We start from the raw sequence: 26,179 nt of genomic DNA, 5'->3' as shown, positions 1-26,179 counted from the left end.
TTTTTATACATATTTATACACTTATAGCAATTCCGGAAAATACTGTAAATAAGACTGTCCAGCAGGATTTCACTCTCTGATGAGCTGGATTAATTGCAGTATTTTATGGGATTGCTACAGGATAAGCCGGGTATATATTCACAATTAAAACTGGGAACTTACTTGATTCATAAAAAAGATATCAGGCTATTCCTGACACAGGAATAATTCAGAAAATTAAAAGATCTGCCAGAGAGTGTTTGAAAAATGTCTTTTGCAAGATGTGCGTCACAATTTTGGAGAATGATTTTTCAAACACGCTCTAACTATAGTATTTCCAGAAATGCTATAAATTTAATATACGCCGTTATACCAAAAAAGGCAAGCCGAAACTCTCGATGAATTTCGACCTGCCTTTAAAATTAAATTACTGTTCACTCCGTTCTCAGTAACACGCTTTGCGCTGCACAGAATTTATGCGATTAGCATAAATTAAGTGATACTCCATGGGCTATGCACAAGGAGGTTTATATTTCCTGCGTAACAACATCCAACATCCCAGCCACTTTATCACTTTCACATCCAGTTCCCAGCGTGAAGTATATTCCCTCATCAAGAAAGCATTCTCCCCGTGTTTTTGGCAAAATATTAACAATTCCCCAAAAACACTTGACAACCACAACTTTACCATACTAAAATGTAAAAAGCATAAAAAATGTTGCCACAGGAAAAACAAATGATTGCAGTATACGGAATCAACTCTTTCCACCCATGGCAGAACAAGGAGGAATATTATGAAAAAATACAGCGACATGAGCAGAGAAGAACTGCTTGCACTCAAAGCACAGCTGGATAAAGAATACGCAGACACCAAAGCACAGGGACTTGCCCTCGACATGTCACGTGGTAAGCCGGCAGCCGATCAGCTTGATCTTTCCATGGGATTAATGGATGTATTAAGCAGCGACTCAGACTTCAAATGTGAAACAGGTGTAGACTGCCGTAACTACGGTGTGATCGACGGTATTCCGGAAGCAAAACGTCTCCTTGGCGAAATGTCCGAAGTAGATCCTGACCACATCATCATCTACGGAAACTCCAGCCTTAACGTAATGTTCGACAGCATCGCACGTTCCATGACTCACGGCGTAATGGGAAATACACCATGGTGTAAACTTGACAAAGTAAAATTCCTCTGTCCTGTACCAGGATACGACCGTCATTTCAAAATCACAGAATTCTTCGGAATCGAAATGATCAACGTACCAATGACACCACAGGGTCCGGACATGGATATGGTAGAAAAACTTGTCAGCGAAGATGCAGCAATCAAAGGTATCTGGTGTGTACCGAAATACTCTAACCCACAGGGCTACACATACTCCAAAGAAACAGTAGAACGTTTCGCAAGACTGAAACCGGCAGCACCTGACTTCCGTATTTACTGGGATAACGCATACAGCATTCATCATCTCTATGATGAGAACCAGGACTTCCTCGTAGAGATCCTTGAGGAATGTACAAAAGCCGGAAATCCTGATATTGTATACAAATTTACATCAACATCAAAGGTAAGCTTCCCGGGATCCGGTATCGCAGCAGTAGCCGCTTCCAAAGCAAACCTGGAAGATTTCCGCAGCTACATGCAGATCCAGACAATCGGTCATGACAAATTAAACCAGTTACGTCACGTAAAATTCTTCAAAGACCTTGACGGACTTCATGCACATATGAGAAAACATGCAGCAATCATCCGTCCGAAATTCGAACTGGTTCTTGATACATTAGAGAAAGAACTCGGCGGCCTTGGAATCGGTGAGTGGACAAAACCACATGGCGGATACTTCATCTCCTTTGAGTCCATGGAAGGATGTGCAAAAGCAATCGTTGCCAAAGCAAAAGAAGCAGGCGTTGTGCTTACAGGTGCCGGAGCAACATATCCATACGGAAAAGACCCGAAAGACTCCAATATCCGTATCGCACCAAGCTTCCCGACACTGGAAGACCTTGGAAAAGCAGCAGAAGTATTTGTACTCTGTGTAAAACTCACAAGTATAGAGAAATTACTGGAGAACGCTTAAAACAGAATAAACTGTATTTTACTTTCAGGATAAATAATGTATACTAAAACTGCCCGGCATAATCATTTGCCGGGCGGTTGCTGTTTATAAATGTATAAATTACAGACAACAATAGTAATCTGGGGTAAAATTACCTCGACAAGATGTGGATTTACGAGATAGAAAAATTTACATAGGCTATAGTTAAGAAAATTTGAAAGGGGAATGTTATGAGCGTCAGAAAGAAGATCATGATTACTCTGATCGTAATTTTACTCCTGCTGACCGCCGGAGTATACGGTTACGGTGTTTACTATTTTACAGAACATTTTTTACCGGGCTCAATGGTGAATGGATTCAACTGCTCTTACATGACGGTAAAAGAATCCGAAGAACTGCTTACAAAGAAAACAGAAGCTTACGTTCTTACGATTAACACCAGAAACAACGGCCAGGAGAGTATTACAGCAGAAGCGGCAGGACTTTCCTATGAGTCAGATGGAAGCGTGGATAACCTGATTAAGAAACAGGCTCGTTTTACCTGGTTTCTTGCCTTTAATCAGCACAAAAATTATGAAATCGCATCATCTGTTAAATATGATGAGCAGAAAGTAAACACAGCTATATCGAACCTCAAATGTATGCAGCCGGAGAACACAACAGAACCGTTAGATGCTCATATCGAAGAGAAAAACGATAAATTTGAGGTTGTTCCTGAAGAACAGGGAAATGCCCTGAAGAAAGAAGAAACCAGCCAGGATATCATAAATGCCCTTGTCACAGGAAGAAACCCGATCGATCTGGAAGCAGATGGCTGTTACAAAGAACCTGCAGTTTACCAAAATGATGAGACTCTGGTCAGAAACTGTGAGCTGATAAATAAACTTACAGACGTAGTCGTTACCTATGATTTTGATGACCGCACAGAGACAGTAGATAAAGAAGTAATTAAAAACTGGCTGATAACAGACGAAAATGGTCTTTACACACTTGACAAAAATCAGATAGAAGCGTATATCAGTGAATTGGCGGCAAAATATGATACCGTCGGAACCGGGCGGACATTTAATACATATGATGGTCGTGAGATTTCTGTCGGCGGAGGTGACTATGGCTGGCAGATCGACCAGAAAGCAGAAACAAAAGAACTGCTTAGCCTGATTCAGAATGGAGAAACCCAGGTCAGAGAGCCGATATATTCTCATGAAGGTCTGGTACGAAAGACAAATGATATCGGATATACTTATATAGAGATTGACCTGACCGCCCAGAGAATGGTATTCTATAAAGATGGAATACCTACTGCGGATGCGCAGATCGTATCCGGAAATCCGTTTGTGCCAAACTGTGCAACACCGACAGGCTGCTATACAGTAGGTGAGATAAAGAGCGGATGCACCGTAAACGGAGAAGATTATCCTTCAGCAGTAAATTACTGGATTCTATTTAACGGAAATCTTGGAATCAGTGATGCTCCATGGAGAACGGCTTTCGGAGAACAGCTTTATGAATTCGAAGGAACACATGGAAGTATCTGTGCACCGTCAGATCAGGTACAGATCATATACAGCAATGTTGAGAAGAATACACCAGTTGTGATTTATGAATAAAGGAGAAGAGAAATGAAAATCGTAGTATTAGCGGGAGGAACAAGTACAGAACGTACTGTCTCCATTACATCAGGAACAGGAATTTGTAAGGCATTACGCCAGAAAGGGCATCAGGCTATCCTTGTAGATATTTTCTGTGGTGTTGAGAATGTAAACTGGGAAGATCCATTCCCGGCAGAATATGATGTTGATGCGGCATCTGAATATATGTCAGTATTTAATGATAAAATCGAGCAGATGAAGAAGGAAAGAAGAAGCTTTTTCGGACCGAATATTCTGAAACTCTGTGAAGAAGCAGATATTGTTTTCCTTGGACTTCACGGAGCAAACGGAGAAGATGGAAAAGTCCAGGCAACTTTTGACCTGATGGGAATCAAATATACAGGAACCGGATATTTAAGCAGCGCCATGGCAATGGATAAGGGAATTACAAAGCAGATGTTCCTTGTGAACAATGTGCCAACACCACGCGGAGTATCTATGACGAAAGAGGAAATGACTACAGACCTGAGTGCATTTGAAATGGAATTCCCTGTAGTTGTAAAAACCTGCTGTGGTGGTTCAAGTGTAGGTGTTTATATTGCAAATGACCAGACAGAATATGAGCAGGCTCTGAAAGACGCATATTCCTACGAGGATGAAGTCGTAATAGAAGAATACATCAAAGGCCGTGAATTCTCAGTAGCAGTTGTAGACGGCAAAGCATATCCAATCATTGAGATTGCTCCGATACAGGGCTTCTATGATTATAAGAATAAATATCAGGCAGGATCAACGATTGAAACCTGTCCGGCTGAGATTTCACCGGAACTCACAGAGAAAATGCAGCACTACGCAGAAGCAGGAGCAAAGGCATTATTTATGGAAGGCTACTGCCGTCTTGACTTCATGATGAAGGAAAATGGAGATATGTATTGCCTTGAAGCAAACACACTTCCGGGAATGACCCCGACCAGCCTGATTCCTCAGGAAGCGAAAGTCCTGGGAATCGACTATCCGACGTTATGTGAGAAACTGATCGAAGTATCCATGAAGAAATACAAATAATTAATATAGGCTGCGGCGTGAAAAGACAAAAATTCCATTGCCGCAGGCAATCTGAAATTTTGACTGCGTTACTGAGAACGGAGTGAACAGTAATTCAGTATATTATGATAACAGGAAAGAAGAAATAAAAAAGATTATGAAGAATTTAACTCTGGAAAATATCGCACAGGTTTGCGGCGGTACTTACTATGGTTCTGCGGACAAACTGCAGGAAGAGGTAACATCAATCATTACAGACAGTAGAAAAGCAGAGAACGGATGTCTGTTTGTGCCTATCGTGGGAGAGCGTGTGGATGCACATAAATTTATTCCACAGGTAATGGCAGCAGGAGCACTGGCAACTTTATCAGAGCGAGTAATTGAGGACGCAGATTTTCCATATATTGTAGTGGAATCCTCATTACAGGCAGTAAAAGATATTGCGGAATTTTATCTGAAACAGCTTCAGATTCCTGTTGTGGGAATCACAGGAAGTGTAGGAAAGACGAGTACAAAAGAGGTAATTGCTTCTGTGCTGAGTCAGAAATACCGCACACTGAAAACACAGGGAAACTTTAATAATGAACTTGGTCTGCCGCTCACTGTTTTCCGGCTTCGCGACGAAGATGAGATGGCAGTTCTTGAGATGGGAATCAGTGATTTCGGAGAAATGACCAGACTTGCAAAGATCGCAAGACCGGATACTTGCGTAATCACCAATATCGGAACATGTCATCTGGAAAACCTGGGAGACAGAGACGGCGTTCTCAAGGCGAAGACAGAGATTTTCAAGTTCCTGAGACCAGACGGACATATCGTATTAAATGGCGATGATGATAAACTTGCCACAGTCAAAGGCCATGAAGAAATTAAACCTGTATTCTTTGGGATGGACAAAGACTGTCAGGTTTATGGAGATGAAATCGTAAGCAGAGGCTTAAAAGGAATGACCTGTATGATCCACATGGGAGACACTGCATTTAAAGTAGATATCCCAATGCCGGGACGTCATATGGTATATAATGCGCTGGCGGCAGCAGCGGTCGGAAATATTTATGGGCTGACAACTGAGCAGATTAAAACCGGAATCGAGAGTCTTGAGCCAATCAGCGGCCGTTTCAGAATGATTGAGACGGACAAATTCCTGATTGTGGATGACTGCTATAATGCAAATCCAATGTCCATGAAAGCATCCCTGGATGTTCTTCAGGATGGAACAGGACGAAGAGTTGCGGTTCTTGGCGATATGGGTGAGCTTGGTGAGAATGAAGTACAGCTTCACGAAGAAGTGGGCGAGCATGCCGGCAAATGCGATATTGATGTTCTTATCTGTACCGGAAATCTTTGTAAAAAGATGGCAGAGAAAGCACAGCAGACCAATCCGGAACTGAAAGTAATTTATGAACCGGACAGAGAAAGCCTGCTTGCAGATCTGAAAAAAATTGTACAGAATGGAGATACCATTCTTGTAAAAGCTTCTCACTTTATGAAATTTGAAGAGGTAGTCGGGAAATTGCAGAATATGTAAATCAGCGGGTTCCGAATATTTGAAAGATCTTTTGATCCTGACATCATAATAAAGGAACAGTAGAGAAACAGAATCTTTTTTTATGTGCCAGAGCATGTTTGCAAAAAGTTTTTTAAACATACTCTGATACACAAAGAGGGGATTCTGTTTTTTTATGGAAGAATTTGATGAACGATTTTTGTTTCCTGACATGGTTGTCCGCAGTATAATAATTCTATCAGTTTAATCGATCTAGGCAAGTTCCTGAAAAATACCGGGAACTGCCGGAATCAGGAGGATGTTATGCTGGAGAAAATCATGGATCTGCATCTCCTGCTTTACGCCATGGTGGTATTGGGCGGACTGGGCGCACTGGGGATGCTGGCAACACATCTTACATACCGAAGACTGATAAGAAAAAATACAGAGACAAGAACAAATCTCAAAGAGAAATGGATGAACCTGTGGAAAACAAGAGACAAGTTGTTAAACCGCATGAACCGGCTTGTATGGTATCCGTCACTTTTTTGTACTGCGCTTTTGGGAGCGGTTTTTTTTCTCTATTCGGGAAATGGAGAATGGGATGGTATGCCGCTGGCATATCTGTATGTGGGTGCGATCATCCCTGCAGCACTGCTTTTGCTAAGACAGGCACTGGATTTTACGTACAAGGAAGAACTTCTTATGAATACGCTTTCTGATTATGTGGAACATGTCAGAACCTGGGTTGAAGAAGTTCCGGCGGAAAAGAGACCAAACGAAGCTGCAAAGGAAGAAATCATAGATCATATTGCGGAGAGTATCCGTCAGACAGCTGCAGCCGGAAGTCATTTCAGCCGGATGCTTACGCCGGAAGAGGAAGAGATAATGAGAGAAATCATAAGAGAATTTATGGAATAGAAAAAACACATGTGAAAAAATATAGAAACTGTTAAGGTATTGAGCAGTTACGAAAAATTTATCTGCAGAACTGCCATGAGATGTCTATAGTAATTCCATGAATATTTCATGGCAGAATAGGCAGATAAAATAAATTAATAATCGTCGTCTTCTTCAATTACCTGAATCTCCAGGTAGTCAAAATCAATTTGTTCTATAAAATTATCCTGATAAAATCTTGCCTTTCCATGTTTCTTAAAATGTTTGATGGTAGACTCCAGCCAGATCGGATTGCCCAGATCCATTTCATAGCAGATACTTTCCAGTCCCCGGAAAATCTTATGAGTCCTGGTATCTTCTGAATCATCACAAATTACAGTGTCTTTTAACAAATGGTTATTTTTCCAGATTTTTCCCCATAAACGAAACATTATATATCCTCCTGATTGTAGAGTAGTGAACGTAATAGATAAATTATGTTGCGTAAGAAAGTTACTGTTCACTTCGTGCCCGGTAATATAAAAAATATTGTTAATGCTTTGTGGCGGACAAACATTGTTTAATAGAGTATAGCGGATTTAGAATCGGAAGTAAAGGAAAACAAAATATGGAAGAAATCTGGGAGCCGGTGTCAAAATATTAACGAAAACGTTTACGTTTGAAAATTGAAAATTAGTCAGAAAACATTGAAAATGTCGAAAAATAAAGGTGCGTGGTAATATATGGCGAAAACGATTTGAGTAAAAATGCACAATATAAAAGCTTGAATATAATACAATCTATATGAAAAGCATAATTTAAGTAAAAACACCATTGACAAATTGGATGATATGCTGTTTAATAAAGAAAAGAAAACGATTAAGTAGAGCGAAATCAAACAAAACTTAATCGAAAAATGTGTTTCGAAAGTATAAGCGTAAGAAACACCACACACCAAAGGGTACGAAATCATTTATTTATTAAAGGAGGACACACAATGAAGAAAAAAGTAATGGCAATTGCACTGGCAGCAGCAACAGTATCATCTATGATGGGAGCATCTGTAGCAAGCGCAGCAACAGACGTTGCACAGTCTGATCTGGCTTACAAGGGAGATCTGGAAATCATGCATTACTCCACATCCGAAGAATCTGAAGGAAATGGTGGTTCCGATGGATTCCGTACAGTATTAGCAGCATGGAACGATACTCATCCGGACATCAACTTAAACGAGAACGTTCTTGCAAATGCAGAATACAAAACACAGATTGCTACTCTTGCAGCAGCTGACAACCTTCCGGATGTATTCCTTCTTCAGGGTATGAATACAAAAGCATGGGCTGAGCAGGGACTGGTCATGGACTTGACAGATACTATTAAAGCTTCTCCATATTATGATCAGTATGATCAGGATTACTTTACACCATTCAAAGATGGCGACAAGATTTACGGCTTCCCTGTACTGACAGGTGGTACCTGTACAGTAGTTATCTATGACAAAGCAATGTGGAAAGAGGCTGGATACGATCAGTTCCCATCAACATGGGAAGATGTTGAGAAAGCTTCCGAATACTTCAAAGAGCAGGGAATCGACACTGTAGCATTTGGCAATGGTGGAAAGTGGCAGGCAAACAGTGACTTCCTTTCTACACTTGGTGACAGATACACAGGTAGAGACTGGTTCCAGAGCCTGATCGACAAGAGCGGCGCAGCTTTTACAGATGAAGCGTTTGTAAAAGCTCTGGCAGAAACACAGCACCTGTTTACAGAAACAGATATCTTCAACGAAGATTACAACTCAGTAACAAACGAAGATGCACGTGAATACTATATCTCTGGTGATGCAGCAGCATTCATCGGTGGTAACTGGGATGAATCCTACATTGCAGCAACTCTGAAAGACAGCGATGAAGAGAAATTCAACAACATCGGATTTGCAGTTCTTCCACAGCCTGCAGATGCAACAGAAGATCCGGATTCCCAGAATATCGGTCTTGGATACGCTGTAGCAATCAATCCTAAGGTTGCAGATGATCCTGATAAATTAGCAGCGGCTATCGACCTTGCACAGGAAGTTACAGGACCTGCATTCTCTACATATGTAGCAGAGAACTATGCACTCGGCGGATTAACAAAGACAGACGATGTTGACCTGAGCAAATTTGACCAGATCACACAGGATTTCTACAACTACTCATATGTTGATACAACAAAATGCGAGATTTATGACTCCTACATCAACAGTGCAGTATGGGATGTTCTTAACACAGACCTTCAGACTATGATGAACGGTGAAATGACACCTGAAGAAGTAGCTGAAAACGCTCAGAAAGCATACGAAGAGAACTATTAATATCTGATTCGAATCGAAGCGGATTCATGCTTCGGTTGCGGATGCAATGAAAAAGTAACCGTTCTGCCCACTGTGGTGGGCGGAACGGTTTTGTATTACTGTTCATTAGGTGATCGGTAATGACAGTATACTATTATATGAATGGGCTGACTTTTCTGTAATAGTATATAGGGATTTTCAGGAAAGAGAGGTACAGCATATGTTGACAACAATTAAGCCCAAAAAGAAAACGCTTATTTTATATTTGCTTGTTCCCGTTTTAATGTTTGTATTTACAGTATTTGTTCCATTGGTAACTGCGCTGGTTTACAGCTTTTTTGAGTGGAAAGGCGGCCCTCAGAAAACATTTAACGGACTTGCTAACTACGTCCAATTGGTTCATGATTCTACATTCTGGCAGTCTTTTGGACATAACCTTTATCTGGTAATTGCATGTATCATCGGACAGGTTGGTATCGCATTTATCCTTGTCCTTATGGTAAATGCCAAATCCACTAAATTAAAAGGAATGCATCGTACATTCGGTTTCTTCCCAAGTACGATCGCAGCAGTATGTATTGGTTTGATCTGGAACATGATCTACCACAATAAATATGGTCTGATCAACTGGTTCTTAAGAGCAATCGGAAGACCGGATCTCTGTCAGGTATGGCTGAATAATTCTGATATTGTTATGCTTTGTGTAACGATTCCTCTGATCTGGCAGTTCATTGGATATTATATGGTAATTATTCTTTCTGCTATTTCATCAATCGACTCAGAAATTTTTGAAAGTGCACAGATTGACGGAGCAAATGGAATCCAGACAGCATGGTACATTACTCTGCCATTGATCAAGAACACAATGCTTGTATGTATTACCCTCTGCGTGGCCGGTAATATGAAAGCTTTCGATAACATTTATGTTATGACAAAAGGTGGTCCTGGTACAGCATCCATGGTTATGGCAATGTATGGATATCAGATATCCTTTAATCAGAGTAACATGGGATATGGTAGCTGCATTTCTGTAGCGATCTTCGTATTGTCTCTCGCGGTAATCGGAGGTTCGCAGGGACTTATCAAATATCTGACAAGGGAAAAGGAGGCATAAGATTATGAATAAGAACGTACCTAAAACTCATAAAGTGAGAAACGGGATTGCGGCAGTGATCATGAATGTGATCCTTATCATTTTCTCCCTGTCCTGTATTTTCCCGATCGTATGGATGGTATATTCTTCTCTGAAAGAGAAACGAGTATTTAATGCGGATATCATGGGTCTGCCGAAAAATCCATCATTGATCAACTACATAAAGATTCTCAGCAATAAGGATTATCACTTGGGACAGTCCATGATGAACAGTGTCAGAACAACAGGACTTTCCATTATCCTGATCATTCTGTTCAGCTTTATTGTTGGATATATCCTTGCACGTGTTCATTTCAAACTGAACCGTGTGTTATATGTAATGTTCCTGATGGGTATGCTGATTCCGATTCATTCCCTTCTGGTTCCGATTTATGTTGTATTCCAGAGATGTGGAATCAACAACAGGTGGTTTACACTGCTTCTGCCATATGTTTCCTTCGGTCTTCCAATGGGAATCTTCCTGGTAGAAGGTTATGTAAAAACAATTCCGGTTTCACTGGAAGAAGCAGCGGCAATCGATGGAAGTAACTTCACCCATACATTATGGACGATTATTCTTCCTATCTGCCGTCCAATCCTTACAACAGTAGCAATCATTCAGGTGTTCAGCTGCTGGAATGAATTCTCTTTCGCGTTGGTATTGCTGAAAGACGTAAGCCTGCAGACCGTACCGCTTGCACTGACACAGTTCAAAGGACAGTTTGCATCTGACTATCCGAAGCAGATGGCAGCCATGTTGATTACGATGGCGCCGGTTGTTGTTCTCTACTTCGCATTCAGTAAAGAAATTATCAAAGGTATGGTATCCGGAGCTGTTAAAGGCTGATTACCATTGGACACTGTACAGTTGGTAATGCCAATACCCCTTATGATTTAGCCAAGAATCCCCTGGAAGGTGTGTGACTCCTTACTTTCCGGGGGATTTCTTTGTCTTGAAATATTTTTATCTCAGATTATTTTACATTTTACAGGTCAGGAAACAGATTAAAAAATGCCTACAGAGTTTGTTTTTAAGAAAATACTTATCGTCACAGGCTTGATTATTCAATAGGAATACACTATAATTAACTTTAAATTTCCATAAATTAGCGTGCCAAAGTGTACATGGCACAAAAAACAGAATGGAGGATACATTATGAAATTATACGATACCGGTGTATATTTACTGAATGGTCAGAAGATTGTTCCGGAGAATCAGGCAGATGTTCCTGTTTCCAAAGAGGACGCAGCGAAGAATACCATTGCCTATTCAATTCTGGAAGCGCACAATACTTCCGGAAATATGGAGAAGCTTCAGATCAAATTCGATAAACTGACTTCCCATGATATCACTTTTGTTGGTATTATTCAGACAGCCCGCGCTTCAGGACTTGAGAAGTTCCCGGTGCCATATGTTCTGACTAACTGCCATAACTCTCTCTGCGCAGTAGGTGGAACCATTAATGAAGATGACCATATGTTTGGACTTACCTGTGCCAAGAAATATGGCGGCGTATATGTACCGCCTCATCAGGCAGTTATCCATCAGTTTGCAAGAGAAATGCTTGCAGCAGGCGGTAAAATGATCCTCGGTTCCGACAGTCATACCCGTTACGGTGCTCTGGGAACTATGGCAATGGGAGAAGGCGGACCGGAGCTTGTTAAGCAGCTTCTTTCCCAGACTTATGATATCAATATGCCGGGAGTAGTGGCAATCTATCTTACAGGTTCTCCTCGTCCGGGCGTAGGTCCTCAGGACGTTGCCCTTGCAATTATCGGAAAAGTATTTGCGAATGGCTATGTGAAGAATAAAGTTATGGAATTTGTCGGACCTGGTGTTGCTAATTTAAGTGCTGATTTCCGTATCGGTGTGGATGTAATGACAACAGAGACTACCTGTCTTTCCTCTATCTGGCAGACAGATGAGAAGATTCAGGAATTCTATGAGATTCATGGAAGAAGCGAAGATTACAAAGAACTGAAACCAGGCGAAACTGCTTACTATGATGGCTGCGTGGAAATCGACCTTAGCGAGATCAAGCCAATGATCGCAATGCCGTTCCATCCAAGCAATACTTATACAATTGATGAACTGAAAGCAAATCTGGATGATATTCTTGCAGATGTTGAGAAGAAAGCACAGATCAGTCTGGACGGAAAAGTTCCCTATACATTAAGAGATAAAGTAGTAGATGGCAAGCTTTATGTAGAGCAGGGAATTATTGCCGGATGTGCCGGTGGCGGTTTTGAGAACATCTGTGCAGCAGCTGATATCCTTAAAGGCAAGAGCATTGGTGCAGATGCATTTACATTAAGTGTTTATCCGGCAAGTACTCCGATTTATATGGAACTGGCTAAGAATGGTGTTCTGGCTGAACTTCTTGCAACAGGTGCTGTTGTAAAAACTGCTTTCTGTGGCCCGTGTTTCGGTGCCGGTGATACTCCTGCAAATAATGCATTTAGTATCCGCCATACAACCAGAAACTTCCCGAATCGTGAAGGTTCCAAGATTCAGAATGGTCAGATTTCTTCTGTTGCACTTATGGATGCGCGTTCTATTGCGGCAACAGCAGCAAATAAAGGTTTCCTGACTTCAGCAGAAGATTATACCGGTGGTTATACAGGCCAGAAATATTTCTTTGATAAGACAATTTATGAGAATCGTGTATTCGACAGCAAGGGCGTGGCTGATCCAAGTGTAGAGATCAAGTTTGGTCCGAATATTAAGGACTGGCCAAAGATGTCAGCGCTTCCGGAGAATCTGATTGTGAAGGTCGTTTCTGAGATTCATGATCCGGTTACTACAACTGATGAGCTGATTCCGTCCGGTGAGACTTCTTCTTATCGTTCCAATCCGCTTGGACTGGCAGAGTTTACACTTTCCAGAAAGGATCCGGCTTATGTGGGACGTGCTAAGGAAGTGCAGAAAGCACAGAAAGCTATCGAAGAGGGCAAATGTCCGGTTGAGGCAGTGCCGGAGATGAAGTCTGTTATGGATGTGATTAAGAAGGATTATCCGAATGTAAGTAAAGAGAACCTTGGTGTTGGAAGTACGATCTTTGCGGTGAAACCGGGAGATGGTTCTGCACGTGAGCAGGCGGCTTCTTGCCAGAAGGTGCTTGGCGGATGGGCAAATATCGCTAATGAGTATGCTACTAAGAGATATCGTTCCAATCTTATCAACTGGGGTATGCTTCCATTTCTGATTAAGGAGGGTGAGCTGCCATTTGCGAATGGAGATTATCTGTTCTTCCCGGAGATACGTAAAGCTGTGGAAGAGAAGGATGAGGTGATTAGAGGATTTGTTGTGGGTGAGAATGGTCTGAAGGAGTTTGAGGTGGCTCTTGGGGAGCTTACGGATGATGAACGTGAGATTATTCTTAAAGGTTGTCTGATTAATTATAATAGAAAGTAATGGAAAGTGGGAATGCAGCTGGCCTCTGGGGAGGCGGCTGCATTCTTTTGGATTGGAGGGACGCGCGTCTTTTTTGAGACGAGTTCGGTAAGGTGTTGTCAATAGTTAGGATTTACATTCAATATATTGGAAGGTTGTTTGGAAGAGGGGCTTGGTGAATTATAAGGTATGGATATGCAAAATTATAATTTGACTGTAGCAGAATGAAAAAGTCTGAAAATTACATAATGAATATAAATATTATGAAATTTATACAAATAATATAATAATAAAACAAAAATAATGAAATTAAATTCAAAAATGTATTGACAAATAGGGAGCGAGGTGGTATTATAATGACATCAAAAGAGAACAGCAAACAGAATAAATAATTAAAGAAATTCATTCAATTCATAGTATATATAAATGTTACAATGGAAAGGATGAAAATAAGAGAAAGGTTCAGGTGATTCCATTGGGAAAGAAATTATAAGCTTATCAATATAAGAGTGGCGGGTATCGCATTTCCTGCAAGAAAGACCTGGTACATAGAATTGTAAATGAGAGTGTTTTCCTTATATTTAAATATACGCACAGTTTAGTAAGGAAGAATAAATCGTACCGAGGGTATTATAGAAGCGATAACTTATATTGAATATCTGTCACAGACCTGATACAAGGATTTTGATAAATGTGTAAAGAAATATTTATCGAGAGAGTATAACCCTTATCTCAATAGTTAGCCGGGAAGAGGAGTTCCAGGGAACAGAGAAATTGAAGGTAAGAACGATATTTTGAAATGCATATCAGAAGTTTAGGGATATGGATTGAAGCTTTGCATCAGAAGGATATCGAATACATAGTAAGTATACAAAGATATCAGAAGAGAAATATTAAGGTACTTTTTCAAGTGATATTTTACATAAAGCTTAGAACATCTGCCATTAATGTTCAAAGAAAGTATGAAACGCACATAAGGGAATTAAACAGTTGTGAATTTAAGAAGTTAAGTTTATGATTGCTTAACACGAATCGTTGATGAAAAAGTGTATCCGATATTTCAGAAATAGTAAATTATAATACGTGAAATTATAATTTAAAATCTATAGAACTTTCTAAGTAGTTTCAGATGAGTGAAGTAACTGATATCGAGGAAAGCAGAGGCGAATCAGATTATAAGTAGCCATATGAATTATGAGCAGGAAAGAGGATAAGAATTCAGATATAGAAAAACTAAATAGTGAAACCCATAAAGTAATCTGTAAATAAATATTATTATAGAAAGAATACTAAGAGGAAAATAAATTGAATAACGAAGAACATTGAAACGGTCATCATTTTTGAAATTGAGGAAAGTAAAAAGTGATGACCGTTTTTGACGTGCAGATTGCGTAAATTATGAAATTAAGTTATACTCTCCATGAAAAGGAGAGTTTTTTATGTGGATAAAAGATATCAGAGATTATATATTATATGAAGACAGAGATATTCTGGTGTGTCATAAGCCGGCGGGGATTGCGGTTCAGAGTGCACGGGTCGGAAGTATGGATATGGAGAGTATGCTGAAGAATTATATTGCACAGAAAGCTCCGGGAAAGATGCCATATCTTGGAATCATTCATCGCTTGGATCAGCCGGTGGAGGGCGTTCTGGTGTTTGCGCTGAATGCTAAGTCGGCGGCGGAGTTGAACAGGCAGATGACGTCGGGAAAGATAAAGAAGATTTATCTGGCAGTGACAGAGGGGGAGATAAAGGCAGAGAAGGCAATTCTGGAGGATTGGCTGAAGAAAGATAACAGAACCAACAGTTCGGCGGTTGTTGCAGCGGGGACTGGTGGGGCGAAGAAGGCAGTGCTGTCTTATGAAGTACTGGAGACGAAGAGAATAGAAGAAGAGGGAACAGAGCAGGATGGAAAAATGAGAAGTCTGGTACAGATATGTCTGGATACCGGCAGACACCATCAGATTCGTGTGCAGATGTTACATGCTGGGATGCCGCTTGTTGGTGATAGAAAGTATAATCCACGGCAGAGTGGTCAGGAACCGCTGGCGCTTTGCTCTGCAAAGCTGGGATTTCAGCATCCTGTTACGAAAAAGAAGTTGGAATTTTGGGTAAAGCCTGCCGGAAGTGCGTTTGAGGGGTGGAATGAAATAAGATTCCTGGATAATGTGTGAAACTAAGGTGAAAAATGTGTAAAATCTCTGGACGAATTCCGTATAATGTGTATAATGTAGGAAGAAATATGCCCATGAGTTTGGGGCAGAGTTGTTTTATGAATAACCTGATATTTATGGATTGTTGTGCTGCATTGCGGTTTCAGCAATCTTCATTAGTTTACCATTGAAGGAAGAGGAGATCAAAATGAAAAGAGCAGCGGTAGCAGCGATAAGTTTGATGACAGGGCTGACTATGCTGACAGGATGCAGCAAGGCAGAAGTGGAAGAGACAATTCAGCCATTAGTGGCAGACGCTATCGAGGAATCTGATTCAGAAGCAGAAGCGGTGGAAGAGCAGGATGAGAGTCCGCTTATTCCGGAGATTGATACTGATGTAAAGATTGAAGCCGGATCCAGAATAGCGGTGGTGAGTAAATCTGTCAAGGGCGAATACTGGAAGATGGTTAAGAAGGGCATGGAAGATGCTGTTAAGGCAATCAACGATGCATATGGATTTAAGAAAGATGATCAGATCACAATGACTTTCGAGGGCCCGGATAATGAAGAAGATGTTGAGAGCCAGATTAATACAATAGATGCTGTTATTGCGGAGAATCCGGATGTTCTTTGTATTTCGGCAAGTGATATGGATTCTTGCCAGGCACAGCTCGAAGCTGCGAAAGAGAATGAAATTCCGGTTGTTGCATTTGACTCAAATGTATCTGAGAAGAAACTGGTAAAGGCATACAGAGGAACCGATAACGTGCAGGTGGGCAAGATGGCTGCTTATCAGCTTGGAAGCGCACTTGGAAAGATGGGAAAGGTTGCTGTATTTTCCGCACAGCAGAAGACAAAAAGTGTTCAGGACCGTGTGGATGGATTTATGAATAATATCCAGAAGTATGGGGATATTGAAGTGGTAGAAGTAATTTACGCTGATCAGGTAGATGATATGGAAACTGCCATGAAAGAGGTTCTTGATAAATATCCGGCATTGGATGGTGTATTCTGTACAAATGCAGATGTTACAGAGCTTTACCTTGGTCTGGAAAAGAGTGATGCGGGTGATGCTCCGGCATTAGTTGGAGTAGATGCTACGACGAAACAGCAGAAAGCAATCCGCAATGGTGAAGAAATCGGATGCGTTTCCCAGCAGCCTTATGCAATGGGATATCAGACGATCTGGACAGCGGCAGAGACAACAGCGCCTAAGAAATCCGTGACGATTGAGAAGAATCTGCTTCTGAATCCGGCATGGATAGACAGTGAAAGCGTGGACGATCCGGACAGCAGTGCATATCTTTATACGGAATAATGATGTATAGGGACGAGATATACGGAATAATAGTGTAGAAGCAGGAAAACACTGAGATAGAATAAAAAGAATAGAAAAAAACGAAACACGAAAGCAAAAGGATATCAGAAATTATTCTGATGATATTTGTTTTCGTGTTTTTTTGTGACCTGAAAATTTATTCAGTCTGGATTGTGTTTTGGGGGAGTGAGATAATACAAAATAGTAGATAAACATTGCTCCTGTGTCTGATTATCAGATATCCGGCTTTATTTGTCTATTGTTCTGACGAAATCTCTGTCGTAATATATCCGCATATCAAAAAAAACAATGTGCCGACAAATTGGTTCTTGAAACAATCTTGTCGGCACACTACTACAGCATAAAGGGATGGCTTTGAAGCAAATAATTATGAGATATGGCGGTAATATTGGAATTGTATATAATATATCAGTTGTGATAAAAATATAACAAAAAAATATTGGATATAAAAAGATATTTGAATAATTCGTGCAATTACATTGAATTTATTTGATAAATATGATACAATTTCACTATAAATTCGATTGAAAGAAGAGAAATATTTGACAAAAGGAGAAGACGATGAAACAGTGGTCAGAGATTATCAGAAATGTCACCATGTTGTCGCAGCTTGGACTGTCTCTCATAACACCGATTCTAATATGCCTGGCAGTTTGCTGGCTCATTGTTTCGAAGACGGGAGTCGGGGGCTGGGTGTATATTCCCGGATTTTTCTTTGGTCTTGGAGGTTCCGGGACAGTGGCGTATAAATTTTATCTTTCTATTAACAGACAGCAGAGGAAAGAAGATAAGAAGAAAAGAAATAAAATATCATTTAACAGACATTTATAAGAAATGAGAAGGAGATTTATATGAGCAGTGTAATGGATAATGTCCAGCCGGCTGTGAAAAAAGAAACACAGAGGGTTGCAGCTATCACAGGAATCGGATTGATACTGATGTGGATCATATTTGGAGTACTGCATGGATTTATGCCTCAGAAAGTACCACTTGATTATACAGTATTTCTTGGAGGTGCAGTCGGAGGATGGGTGGCAGTCCTGAATTTCTTTTTCATGGGGCTGGCAGTACAGAAGGCTGCGGCAGCGACAGATGAAGACACAGCAAGGATGAGAATTAAAGCAAGTTATTCTCAGAGAATGCTGCTCCAGATGCTGTGGGTGGTCGTTGCGATCGTTGCACCATGTTTCCATTTTGTGGCAGGAATCGTTCCGCTTTTATTTCCTGGAACAGGAATTAAAATAGCAGGAATTTTTCATAATAAGAAATAGTTGCTGCATGTGACCGGAATCAGGCGGACATCTGTGATTATAGCAATTGTAGTATTCTATGAAATTACTATAGATCAGAAAAATTTTTTATGAAGCTGCAGAGAAAAGATTCGAGTAACAGACAGCAAGACGGATTACAAATATCTGTTCCATCAAGCCGGAAAACAGACCGGTAGAGACGGGAGGTGAATAAAGAGTATGGAGTTGGATATTACCGGGGCAAGGATATTCTTTACATTGCCCATCAATGTGCCTTTTCTCGGACCATTAAAGATCAGTGAGACAATGGTAGTAAGCTGGATCGTAATGATTTTGATTACAGGTCTGTGCATCTGGCTGACACATGATCTGAAAGAAGAGAATATTTCCAAGAGACAGGCGTTGGCTGAGCTTATAGTAGAGAAAGCCAATAGCTTTGTAGTTGGAAACATGGGTGAGAAATTCAGATACATGATACCTTTTGTTGCAGCACTTTTTGCGACAAGCGTGGTTTCCAATCTGATCAGTCTTATCGGACTTCGAAGCCCTACAGCCGATCTTTCTACAGAAGCGGCATGGGCAGTTGTGGTTTTTATCATGATCACAGCACAGAAGATCAAGACCGGTGGAGTTGGTGGTTATCTGAAAGGCTTTACGACCCCGATTGCAGTTATGACACCGTTTAATATTCTTTCCGAGCTGGCTACACCTGTCAGTATGGCGTGTCGTCATTTCGGAAATATCCTTTCCGGTGTAGTAATCAATGGTTTGATTTATGGGGCACTGGCAGTTGCAAGTTCCGCACTTCTGGGACTGATTCCGGGTGTAGTCGGAGATGTACTGTCAAAGATACCGATTCTTGATGTCGGTGTACCTGCGATTCTGTCAGTCTATTTCGACTGGTTTTCAGGAATCATGCAGGCGTTCATTTTCTGTATGCTGACGGTAATGTATATCGCCAATGCTGCAGAGGAGTAGCAGAGATTTCAGCAGAATAATTATAATCATATCATTGTTGGAAATGAATTGATAACAGTGGTAATCGAAAAACAGCTGAAATATAACAGATGAGATGAAAGATAGCAGGGGAAAAGCTGCAAAGTATTTCTAACAGGAGGGTTTTACTATGGATTTTCAGTTACTGGCAAAAGGTATCGCATTAGCAGGTTGTGCAATTGGAGCAGGATGTTCACTGATCGCAGGTATCGGTCCTGGTATTGGTGAAGGTAACGCAGTAGCTAAGGCACTGGAAGCAATCGGACGTCAGCCTGAGTGCAAAGGTGATGTTACTTCTACTATGCTTCTTGGATGCGCAATTGCAGAGACAACCGGTATCTACGGTTTCGTAACCGGTCTGTTACTTATCTTCGTTGCACCTGGTATGTTCATGAACTTCCTGAGCTGATAAGAAAGCGCAGATGCCGGATATGACAGATGAGAGGCATCTGATTGGAACTTGTGGAGATTTCCGGCAACAGCTGGATGAATCCGCATAAGTATAGACAGGAGGTTACAAACATGCAGGTACAGGAATTAGTTGGAATTGTGCCGTGGAATTTTATAGCGACGATTTGCAACCTTTTTATTCAGGTATATCTGATCAAACATTTCCTCTTCAAGCCGATCAACGAGATGCTGGACAAGCGTAAAGCGAAAGCAGATGCTGAGATTCAGGATGCGGTGAAGGCAAAAGAAGAAGCCCAGGCAATGAAAGAAGAATATGAGAAGAATATGCAGGAAGCTAAGAATAAAGCAAACGACATTGTGATGACAGCTCAGAAAACAGCTGCGATCCAGAGTGAAGAGATGATTAAAGAAGCTTCCAGTCAGGTAACTGCCATGAAAGAAAAGGCAGAGAAAGACATTGCCCAGGAGAAACGTAAAGCAGTCAACGAGATCAAAGAAGAGATCGGCGGTATGGCTGTTGAGATTGCCGGAAAAGTAATCGAGCGCGAAATTAATGAAGAAGATCATACAAAACTGATTGATGAGTTTATTGAGAATGTAGGTGAGGCATCATGACAAAAACTGCCAGAGTGTACGGCGGCAGCCTGTATGACCTTGCCGCTGAGGAGAAACTCGATGGACAGATCATGGAGCAGATGATCGCAGTCAGACAGATTTTTCGAGAAAATCCAGGATATCTGAAATTGCTGGGAGAACCGGCAATTCCTGAGGAAGAGAGACTTAAGATGATCGAAGAGGCTTTCGGAGGACAGGCAGAGAGATATCTGGTGAATTTCCTGAAATTATTGTGTGAACGCAAGATTCTGAGAGAATTTGCCGGATGCTGCGAAGAGTTCATCAGACGCTACAACAGTGCACATGGAATCGCAGAAGCGGTAGTGACGAGTGCAGTGAAGCTCAGTGAAACTCAGATGGAGGCTCTGAAAGCGAAGCTTGAGAAAATAAGAGGAAAGCAGGTGTATCTGGTACAGAAGACCGATACATCCGTAATCGCCGGACTTCGTGTGGAACTGGAAGGCGTGCAGCTTGACGGTACAGTGCAGAGTCGTATTTCCGGTATTTCAAAGAAACTGAATGAAATGGTAATGTGAGAAGATATCAGGATTACAGGTTAAGAAGTCATTTCGTGCGGACACGAATGATTTTAGTATGCTGGTCCTGGAATCGAAAATAAAAGAATATAAAAGGATGGAATGGAAACATGCAATTAAAACCTGAGGAAATCTCCAAGGTCATCCGAAGCCAGATAAAATATTACGAAAATGCCATTCAACAGAACGAGACAGGTACGATCCTTATGGTCGGTGATGGAATCGCCAGAGCCAGCGGACTGGTAAATTGTATGTCAGGAGAACTTCTGGAATTTGAGGACGGAAGCTTCGGTATGGCGCAGAACCTGGAGGAGAACAGTGTCTCCATCGTAATCTTTGGTTCAGATGAGAACATTGGTGAGGGTCAGACCGTAAAGCGTACAGGCAAGGTCGTGTCTGTACCTGTAGGCGACGCCATGGTTGGACGTGTTGTAAATGCACTGGGACAGCCAATTGACGGAGCCGGCCCTATTGATACAAAAGAATTCCGGCCAATTGAGAGTAAGGCACCTGGAATCTGTGAGAGAAGATCTGTATATCAGCCTCTCCAGACAGGTATCAAGGCTATCGACTCCATGATCCCTATAGGACGTGGACAGCGAGAACTGATCATCGGTGACCGTCAGACCGGTAAAACTACAATTGCCACAGATACCATTATTAACCAGAAGGGGAAAGATGTTATCTGTATCTATGTAGCCATCGGACAGAAACGTTCCACAGTAGCTACATTAGTAGAGAACCTGACAAGAAATGGCGCGATGGATTACACCATCGTCGTAGCTGCTACAGCATCTGAGTCAAGCCCGCTGCAGTATATCGCACCGTATTCCGGCTGTGCAATGGGCGAGTACTTTATGAATAAGGGAAAAGACGTGCTGATCATTTATGATGATCTGAGTAAGCATGCGGTTGCATACCGTGCACTTTCCCTGCTGATCCGTCGTCCGCCCGGACGTGAGGCATATCCGGGTGATGTTTTCTATCTGCATTCCAGACTTCTGGAACGTGCAGCAAAGCTGGACGATGAACATGGCGGCGGTTCCATGACAGCACTGCCGATTATTGAAACACAGGCAGGTGACGTATCTGCCTATATTCCTACTAACGTTATTTCTATTACAGATGGACAGATTTTCCTGGAGACAGAGTTATTCCATTCAGGAATTATGCCTGCTGTAAACCCGGGTATCTCCGTATCACGAGTTGGTGGTGATGCGCAGATCAAGGCAATGAAGAAGGTAGCAGGAACACTGAAACTGATTTATTCCCAGTACCGTGAGCTGCAGAGCTTCGCACAGTTTGGTTCTGATCTGGATGCTGATACAAAGGCACGTCTGGAACAGGGAGCACGTATTGTGGAGGTTCTGAAACAGAACCAGAATGCACCGGTTCCTGTAGAGAAACAGGTTGCAATCCTTTATGCGGTTACAAAGGGTGTTCTGGAATCAGTAAAGGTTGAAGACGTAAATGTATATGAATCAGGATTATATACCTATCTGGATACAGATGCAGCAGGCGTAGAGGTTATGCAGGAGATCCGCTCAACAGGTAAGCTGGAGCAGGAAACAGAGCAGAAGCTTCGCAGCGTACTGGATGCGTATACAGAGAACTTCCTGAATACAAGACCTGAGAAATAAAGTGATTAGGAGGGTATCGTATGGCTTCGAATATGAAAGCGGTAAAGCTGCGTATCAAGAGTGTACAGAGCACCATGCAGATTACCAAAGCCATGGAGCTTGTAGCATCCTCCAAACTGCGTAAGGCAAAGGAACGTGCAGAGGTATGTCGTCCGTACTTTACAGAGCTTCACGAGACATTGAAGGATATTGCGAGAGAGAATACGGATTTCTCATCCGTTTATGCAAAAGAGTCCCTGAATAATAAAACCTGCTATGTAGTGATCGCAGGTGACAGAGGACTTGCAGGTGGTTATAACACCAATCTTTTCAAATGTCTGGAGGCGTCTGCTGAGGGTAAGGACTACATGGTTCTGCCGGTTGGAAAGAAAGCAGTGGAATATTTCCGTCAGAGAAGGATAGAAGCTCTGACAGAACAGTTTGCAGAGGCAGGAAGTATTTCTGTAGCGGATTGTTTTGAGATGGCAAATATGCTCTGTACGGAATTTCGCAAAGGAACCTTTGGCCATATTGAATTATGCTATACTGTCTTTAATTCCATGCTTTCCCAGCAGCCGGAGGTATTTTCCATGCTTCCTATGACTGATATCAGAGAGGAAAGCGGCGGTAAGATAGAGACGAAGAATCTGATTCTCTATGAACCGGACGGAGAGACAGTATTTGATGCCATTGTTCCGGAATATCTGGCAGGACTGGTTTATGGTGGTATCTGCGAAAGTACCGCAAGTGAACTGGCAGCCAGACGTATGGCTATGGATGCAGCCACAAGTAATGCGGAAGAGATGATCGATCAGCTCAATCTGTATTACAACAGGGCACGTCAGGCCAGCATCACGCAGGAGATCACGGAGATTGTTGCAGGTGCGGAAGGTCTTTAGAAATAGGAGATTATAAACATGAGTGAAAAACACATTGGCGAGGTAGTGCAGGTTATCGGTCCGGTACTGGATATCCGCTTTGCGCACGATGAACTGCCGCCTCTTCTCAATGCCATAGAGATTGATAATGATGGCGCAAAGCTGGTTGCCGAGGTTGCACAGCAGGTTGGTGATGATGTGGTAAGATGTATTGCCATGAATTCTACTGACGGTCTGGTGCGTGGTGCCAAAGCTCTGGATACAGGCGGTCCAATTTCCGTTCCTGTAGGTGAGGAATGCCTGGGACGAGTATTTAACCTTCTGGGTGACCCGGTAGACAATCTTCCGGCACCGGAGGCAAAGGAACGCTGGTCTATCCATCGTCAGGCTCCTTCTTATGAAGAACAGATGCCTGCAACAGAGATTCTGGAGACAGGTATCAAGGTCGTTGACCTGATCTGTCCTTATGCAAAGGGTGGTAAGATCGGTCTTTTCGGTGGTGCAGGTGTAGGAAAAACAGTTCTTATCATGGAGCTGATCCACAACGTAGCAACTGCACATGGCGGACTTTCCGTATTTACAGGTGTAGGAGAGCGTACACGTGAGGGAAATGACCTTTACAATGAAATGAAAGAAAGTGGAGTTATCGACAAGACTGCTCTGGTTTACGGTCAGATGAACGAGCCGCCCGGAGCACGTATGAGAGTTGGACTTTCCGGACTTACCATGGCGGAATACTTCCGTGATGAGAAGAACCAGGATGTGCTCCTCTTTATTGACAATATTTTCCGTTTTACACAGGCAGGTTCCGAGGTGTCTGCGCTTCTGGGACGTATGCCTTCAGCCGTAGGTTATCAGCCCACACTGGCAACTGAAATGGGTAACCTGCAGGAACGAATTACTTCTACAAGAAAGGGTTCCATCACATCTGTACAGGCAGTATATGTGCCTGCCGATGACCTGACTGACCCGGCTCCTGCAACTACATTCTCACATCTGGATGCAACAACTGTACTTTCCCGTGAAATCTCCAGCCAGGGTATTTATCCGGCTGTTGATCCGTTGGATTCCACAAGCCGTATTCTTTCCCCTGAGATCGTAGGAACAGAGCATTATGAGATTGCCAGATCAGTACAGAGAGTTCTTCAGCGTTACAAAGAGCTTCAGGACATTATTGCCATCATGGGTATGGATGAGTTGTCAGAGGAAGACAAACGTACTGTAAGCCGTGCCCGTAAGGTTCAGAGATTCCTGTCACAGAGCTTCTCTGTAGCAGAACAGTTTACAGGTATGCCTGGCAAATATGTTCCGCTGAAGGAGACACTGAGAGGATTCAGGATGATCCTGAACGGTGAGTGTGATGACATTCCTGAGAGTTATTTCCTGTTTGTGGGAACCATCGATGAAGTGTTTGAAAAAGCCAAGAATCAGTAAAGGGGGAAATGTCCTATGAGTACTTTCCCGTTGAGAATCGGAACACCGGACGGACTGCTCTTTGAAGGCAATGTGGAGCGTGTGGTCTGCAGAACTGTCAGTGGTGATCTGGCTATTCTTGCCAGACACTGTAATTACTGTACTGCCCTGGGAATGGGTGAAGCCAGTGTGGTAATGGAAGACGGCAGCAGACGAACCGCAGCCTGCATTGGTGGAATGCTTTCTGTTATGAACGGAAAGTGCCGTGTCCTTGCAACTACCTGGGAGTGGAAAGAGGATATTGATGAGCAGCGTGCGCAGGAAGCTAAGAAAAGAGCTGAGGAGATGATCGCCAAAGGTGGTTTGACTGATCATGATTATAAGATTGTGGAGGCTAAGCTGCAGAGGGCGTTGGTGCGTTTGAGTGTGAAGAACTGAGAAAATAAGAGTTATTAAAAGACTGACAGGAAATCCGGGAGGGGAGACTGTCGGTCTTTTTTGTTTGTGATATGGTTTTTTGGGGATATAGTGGGAAGAATTTGAGGGAGGGATTTGAAGGAGGGACGCATAGAAAAGGGACGCATAGAAAAATAATTTATTTCATGTGCGGTTTCGGACATTAAGATATTCTAAGCTGCTCAAAATCTGCTAAAGGCATGAGAAAAATGCCACAAACTCGCTTCGCTCAGACAGTGTGTCATTTTTCTCATAACGCAGATTTTGACCAGCTAAGAATATCTAAATATCCTGCAAATGCACATGAAATAAATTATTTTTCTATGCTGGTAGTTGGAGATTTTAAACACACTGGCAGGGACTTATTTGATTTGGTGTTGCTGTTCACGTGCTACTATCCCGCGAGGAGTTTTTGGGGTATGAATATGCCAAAATCCCGATACATATAAGTCAAAATTCCATTGATGCGGGTAATCTGGAATTTTGGTTACATTACTGTAAACGGAGCGAACGGCAACGATTCGGTTAAAAAGATGAAGCATAGTATATTGTCGCACATTGACACTTTACCATGATGAGGTTAAAATAAGGATAGATTATGCGACTGTAAGAGAA

At 42.0% G+C, this 26,179-nt stretch carries 22 protein-coding genes; 21 read left to right on the top strand and 1 reads right to left on the bottom strand.

Translation table 11 applies throughout. The annotated features are described in order from the left end of the window. Positions 1 to 773: 773 nt before the first annotated feature. The 5 genes from ACTNC0_RS03310 (at position 774) to ACTNC0_RS03290 (ending at position 7,082) form a co-directional block, all read left to right on the top strand. The gene (locus ACTNC0_RS03310) at positions 774 to 2,060 is read left to right on the top strand and encodes an aminotransferase (RefSeq protein WP_441086347.1); all 1,287 of its coding nucleotides are present in this window, start codon (positions 774 to 776) and stop codon (positions 2,058 to 2,060) included. Positions 2,061 to 2,269: 209 nt separating this feature from the next. Beyond that, complete coding sequence (locus tag ACTNC0_RS03305) at positions 2,270 to 3,649, top strand: peptidoglycan binding domain-containing protein (RefSeq protein ID WP_441086346.1); 1,380 nt, start codon at positions 2,270 to 2,272, stop codon at positions 3,647 to 3,649. Between the two features lie 12 nt (positions 3,650 to 3,661). Beyond that, entirely contained in the window at positions 3,662 to 4,696 is a 1,035-nt protein-coding gene (locus ACTNC0_RS03300; RefSeq protein ID WP_441086345.1) for a D-alanine--D-alanine ligase family protein, read from the top strand. 136 nt (positions 4,697 to 4,832) lie between these two features. Further along, the gene (locus ACTNC0_RS03295) at positions 4,833 to 6,203 is read left to right on the top strand and encodes a UDP-N-acetylmuramoyl-tripeptide--D-alanyl-D-alanine ligase (protein WP_441086344.1); all 1,371 of its coding nucleotides are present in this window, start codon (positions 4,833 to 4,835) and stop codon (positions 6,201 to 6,203) included. A 282-nt stretch (positions 6,204 to 6,485) separates the two neighbouring features. Continuing rightward, a complete protein-coding gene (locus ACTNC0_RS03290) occupies positions 6,486 to 7,082 on the top strand; it encodes a hypothetical protein (protein WP_441086343.1) in 597 nt (198 codons plus the stop codon). Between the two features lie 134 nt (positions 7,083 to 7,216). On the opposite strand, the gene ACTNC0_RS03285 is transcribed toward ACTNC0_RS03290, so the two are convergent. Next, the gene (locus ACTNC0_RS03285; RefSeq protein ID WP_441086342.1) at positions 7,217 to 7,492 is read right to left on the bottom strand and encodes a hypothetical protein; all 276 of its coding nucleotides are present in this window, start codon (positions 7,490 to 7,492) and stop codon (positions 7,217 to 7,219) included. Between the two features lie 545 nt (positions 7,493 to 8,037). Here ACTNC0_RS03285 and ACTNC0_RS03280 point away from each other — a divergent pair. From ACTNC0_RS03280 to atpC, 16 genes are all read left to right on the top strand, one after another. Then, the gene (locus ACTNC0_RS03280; RefSeq protein WP_441086341.1) at positions 8,038 to 9,393 is read left to right on the top strand and encodes an ABC transporter substrate-binding protein; all 1,356 of its coding nucleotides are present in this window, start codon (positions 8,038 to 8,040) and stop codon (positions 9,391 to 9,393) included. A gap of 199 nt (positions 9,394 to 9,592) precedes the next feature. Continuing rightward, positions 9,593 to 10,486, top strand: coding sequence for a carbohydrate ABC transporter permease (locus ACTNC0_RS03275; protein ID WP_441086340.1), 894 nt, complete (start codon positions 9,593 to 9,595; stop codon positions 10,484 to 10,486). Between the two features lie 4 nt (positions 10,487 to 10,490). Then, complete coding sequence (locus tag ACTNC0_RS03270) at positions 10,491 to 11,351, top strand: carbohydrate ABC transporter permease (protein WP_118516921.1); 861 nt, start codon at positions 10,491 to 10,493, stop codon at positions 11,349 to 11,351. A 309-nt stretch (positions 11,352 to 11,660) separates the two neighbouring features. Further along, positions 11,661 to 13,919 (top strand): hydratase, encoded by a 2,259-nt coding sequence (locus ACTNC0_RS03265; RefSeq protein ID WP_441086339.1) that lies wholly within the window; start codon positions 11,661 to 11,663, stop codon positions 13,917 to 13,919. A gap of 1,418 nt (positions 13,920 to 15,337) precedes the next feature. After that, positions 15,338 to 16,072, top strand: a complete 735-nt coding sequence (locus ACTNC0_RS03260) for an RluA family pseudouridine synthase (RefSeq protein WP_441086338.1) — start codon at positions 15,338 to 15,340, stop codon at positions 16,070 to 16,072. 187 nt (positions 16,073 to 16,259) lie between these two features. Next, a complete protein-coding gene (locus ACTNC0_RS03255; RefSeq protein WP_441086337.1) occupies positions 16,260 to 17,369 on the top strand; it encodes a substrate-binding domain-containing protein in 1,110 nt (369 codons plus the stop codon). 582 nt (positions 17,370 to 17,951) lie between these two features. Continuing rightward, entirely contained in the window at positions 17,952 to 18,221 is a 270-nt protein-coding gene (locus ACTNC0_RS03250; protein ID WP_117674868.1) for an AtpZ/AtpI family protein, read from the top strand. 20 nt (positions 18,222 to 18,241) lie between these two features. Next, positions 18,242 to 18,661, top strand: a complete 420-nt coding sequence (locus tag ACTNC0_RS03245; RefSeq protein ID WP_441086336.1) for a hypothetical protein — start codon at positions 18,242 to 18,244, stop codon at positions 18,659 to 18,661. A gap of 198 nt (positions 18,662 to 18,859) precedes the next feature. Next, complete coding sequence (locus ACTNC0_RS03240) at positions 18,860 to 19,618, top strand: F0F1 ATP synthase subunit A (protein ID WP_441086335.1); 759 nt, start codon at positions 18,860 to 18,862, stop codon at positions 19,616 to 19,618. A 148-nt stretch (positions 19,619 to 19,766) separates the two neighbouring features. Then, positions 19,767 to 20,045 (top strand): ATP synthase F0 subunit C, encoded by a 279-nt coding sequence (gene atpE / locus ACTNC0_RS03235; RefSeq protein ID WP_117674865.1) that lies wholly within the window; start codon positions 19,767 to 19,769, stop codon positions 20,043 to 20,045. 113 nt (positions 20,046 to 20,158) lie between these two features. Further along, the gene (atpF, locus tag ACTNC0_RS03230; protein WP_441086334.1) at positions 20,159 to 20,662 is read left to right on the top strand and encodes a F0F1 ATP synthase subunit B; all 504 of its coding nucleotides are present in this window, start codon (positions 20,159 to 20,161) and stop codon (positions 20,660 to 20,662) included. Continuing rightward, positions 20,659 to 21,198: an ATP synthase F1 subunit delta gene (atpH, locus tag ACTNC0_RS03225; protein WP_441086333.1), complete on the top strand. Its 540-nt coding sequence runs from the start codon at positions 20,659 to 20,661 to the stop codon at positions 21,196 to 21,198. The genes atpF and atpH overlap by 4 nt, the downstream gene beginning before the upstream one ends. 110 nt (positions 21,199 to 21,308) lie before the next feature. Then, positions 21,309 to 22,838 carry a F0F1 ATP synthase subunit alpha gene (gene atpA, locus ACTNC0_RS03220; RefSeq protein WP_008704965.1) on the top strand — a complete coding sequence of 510 codons (1,530 nt, stop codon included), beginning with the start codon at positions 21,309 to 21,311 and terminating at the stop codon, positions 22,836 to 22,838. A 20-nt stretch (positions 22,839 to 22,858) separates the two neighbouring features. Next, on the top strand, positions 22,859 to 23,716 hold the full coding sequence (gene atpG / locus ACTNC0_RS03215) for an ATP synthase F1 subunit gamma (protein ID WP_441086332.1): 858 nt from the start codon (positions 22,859 to 22,861) through the stop codon (positions 23,714 to 23,716). Positions 23,717 to 23,734: 18 nt separating this feature from the next. Continuing rightward, positions 23,735 to 25,129 (top strand): F0F1 ATP synthase subunit beta, encoded by a 1,395-nt coding sequence (gene atpD, locus ACTNC0_RS03210; RefSeq protein WP_008704959.1) that lies wholly within the window; start codon positions 23,735 to 23,737, stop codon positions 25,127 to 25,129. A gap of 15 nt (positions 25,130 to 25,144) precedes the next feature. Then, positions 25,145 to 25,546 (top strand): ATP synthase F1 subunit epsilon, encoded by a 402-nt coding sequence (gene atpC, locus ACTNC0_RS03205; protein ID WP_441086331.1) that lies wholly within the window; start codon positions 25,145 to 25,147, stop codon positions 25,544 to 25,546. Positions 25,547 to 26,179: the final 633 nt, after the last annotated feature.

Source organism: Blautia sp. HCP3S3_B11 (genome assembly GCF_052064435.1).
In the GTDB taxonomy this organism is placed as follows: domain Bacteria; phylum Bacillota; class Clostridia; order Lachnospirales; family Lachnospiraceae; genus Blautia_A.
The sequence above is the reverse complement of the archived record's forward strand: the minus strand, read 5'-3'. Positions and strand labels throughout refer to the sequence as shown.